1 pseudogene is annotated in these 3,089 nt (G+C 57.8%); it reads left to right on the top strand.

The features are described 5' to 3' along the window. A pseudogene (locus LG003_RS22610) lies at positions 1-3,089 on the top strand (hemagglutinin repeat-containing protein); the annotation flags it as partial.

Here is a 3,089-nt window from a genome sequence, read left to right on the forward strand (position 1 = left end):
CTGAATAATCAGAACGGCGCCATTGCCGGTAACGGTAACCTGAACCTTAAGGCAACGACCGTCGATAATCGTCACGGCAACCTCGTAGCCGCCGACAAGGGCTCGCTGACACTGACGGTCAAAGACACGCTGGACAATCAGGCGGGCCGGCTGGAAGCGGGTAACGCGCTCCGGCTCAGCGCGGCCCAACTGGATAATCGCCGGGGGAGCATCGTGGCGGCCGGGGACAGCGCCACCTTGACCATTGGCAAAGCCATTCAGAATGCCCACGGTCATCTTGAAGCCAAAACCCGACTGACTACAACCAGCCAGACCCTGGATAACACGCAGGGGGTGTTGCTGGCGCAGCATATCAACAGCCAGACCTCCGGCCAGTCCTTCATCAATACCGCGGGACAGGTGATAGCCGAGGACACTCTGACAGTCAACAGTGGTGAGCTGGATAACACGGCGGGGCGGTTACAATCCGGCCGGGAGATGTCCGTTGATACCCACGGCCACGGATTCACCAATACCCGCAATGCCGACCAAAAAGCAGGCCGGTTGTTAAGCGGCGGGCAGTTAACCCTGCGTACCGGCGACATCGATAACACCGGCGGCATAATCGCGGCGGACGGCAAAACGGCGCTAACCAGCAGCGTGCTCAATAATACTCAGGGCCAGATAGCTGGGAATGGCGGGCTGGACATTCACAGTCAGCAACTCACTAACCGCAACGGGACCTTACAATCCGCAGATGTTCTGACTCTGGACACCGACGGACAGTTACTGGATAACCAACAGGGCCAGATTCTCGGCGAGGGCAAAACCACCGTCACCAGCGGCCCGCTGGACAATCGCCACGGCCATCTGCAAGGCGGACAGTTGGTTATCGACACCCGACAGGCGCAAACCGATAACCGGGACGGCAAATTGTTGTCGGCCGGTACATTCAACCTGAAAACCCAGCGGCTCGATAATCGACACGGGCAGGTGCAAGCCGTGGGCGACACCACACTCAATGTCAAAACCCAAACCGATAACACCGGCGGCCTTATCCGTGGCGGTCAGCAATTGACCTTGAGCGCCGCTCACCTGATTAACCGCGACACGGCGCAGACGGATAAAGGACTGGAAGCGCAAAACCTGACGGTCAACGCCCAACAGGTGGACAACCGCCAGGGCGCTTTACGGGCGGCCGACCGCCTGCAAGCGAACATCAGCCAGACCTTGAATAATACTCAGGGGCTGGTCTCCGCAGGCAAACAGCTCACTATCAACCGCGAGGCTCAGCAACCGCATCTGCGAATTAACAACCCACAGGGCACCTTAATTGCCGGAAAGCAGTTCGATATTAACGCCGAGGCCCTCAGCGGTGACGGCCAACTGTTATCGCAGGGCGATATGGAGGTTACCTTAACCGGGGATTTTCACCATACCGGCAACACGGCGGCCAATGGCAATCTGACCCTGAAAACCACCGGCAATCTCCTCAATGACCGCCAGATAAAAGCCGGTCAGGCGCTGCATCTTGATGCGCAAAATCTTACCAACAGCGCCGCCGGTGAAATCAGCGCCGGGCAAACGCAAATCAAGGTCCACGATACGCTGAACAATACCGGATTGATTGACGGCGGCCTGACCCATCTCACGGCCAACACCCTGAACAATACCGGCACCGGGCGCATTTACGGTGACCAACTCGCCCTCCAGACGGGGACGCTGAATAACAGCGCACAGGACGGCAAAGCTGCTGTCATTGCCGCGCGTGACCGGCTGGATATCGGTACCGGGACACTGAACAACAGTCATCATGCCCAGATTTACAGCGTGGGCGATATGCACATTGGCGGCCAGTTGGACAACAACCTGACAGCGACGGGTCAAGCGCGTGAGCTCAATAACCACGCGGCAACGATTGAAGCCGGGAACAACCTGAACATTCAGGCCGACCGGATTAACAACACCAACGCCGGTCTGGTGACGCAGGTCGTCGAAACGGAAAAATCGCCACATCACGATGCGGTATTGAGCGGCCAGACCACCCGCTATGACTGGTCGCAAGTGGACACTTCCCGCCACAATAAATATGGCGTGCACGATGCCATCATGCCGGATGGCAGTCGCAGTAATGACTTTTACGAATATCAGTACACCCGCACCGTGAAGGAAACGCAGGTCAAACAGAGTGACCCCGGTAAAATTCTGGCGGGCGGCAATATCACGCTCAACAGTGCGAAAGTCACCAATCACGACAGCCAAATCGTGGCGGGCGGCACGCTGGACGGGGAAATCGGCGAACTGCACAATATAGCGACTCAGGGGGAGCGCATCACCACGGATGCCGGCAGCCAGACTCGTTGGTATGCGAAAAAGAAACGACTTAAGCCCAGATTCCGCGGCACTAAAACCTCGCAGGGGAAAAGCCGCAGTGGTTATCACCCTGCCCCGGTGATAGAAACGATTGACCTGAAAACGCTGGCCTGGCAGGAGCATACCCGTCCACAGGGCACCGATATCACGATTACAGACCGACAGACCGGTCAGATACACGCGGCTCCCACGGCGGTCAAACCGGTAACCGGGATAAACGACCGGCCTCTGGTCTTGCCCCCCGGACAGCCGTTTGAACTGAGTTTGCCCCCGGAAACGGTGAAAGGGCAAACAATCGACCCGGTGATACGTGTAGTGACCCCCAACACCCGCCTGCCGGATAACAGCCTGTATACCGTGCAACCGGGCAGCGACAGCCACTATCTGGTCGAGACCGACCCGAAATTCACCCAGTATAAACAGTGGCTGGGCTCGGATTACATGCGGCAACAGTTAACGCACGACCCGGCGCTGGTCCACAAACGCCTGGGCGATGGATTCTACGAACAGAGGCTAGTGCGCGACCAAATCACCCAACTGACCGGCCGACGCTATCTGCCGGGCTACAATAACGACGAAGCGCAGTTTAAAGCGCTGATGGATGCCGGAATTGCCTTTGGCCAACAGCAACAGTTAACGCCGGGTGTCGCCTTGAGTCCGGCGCAGATGGCGCTGCTGACTTCAGATATTATCTGGCTGACGAACCAAACCGTGACCTTGCCGGATGGGACTACCGA

It is taken from the genome of Photorhabdus kleinii (assembly GCF_025384885.1).
Lineage (GTDB): Bacteria > Pseudomonadota > Gammaproteobacteria > Enterobacterales > Enterobacteriaceae > Photorhabdus > Photorhabdus kayaii.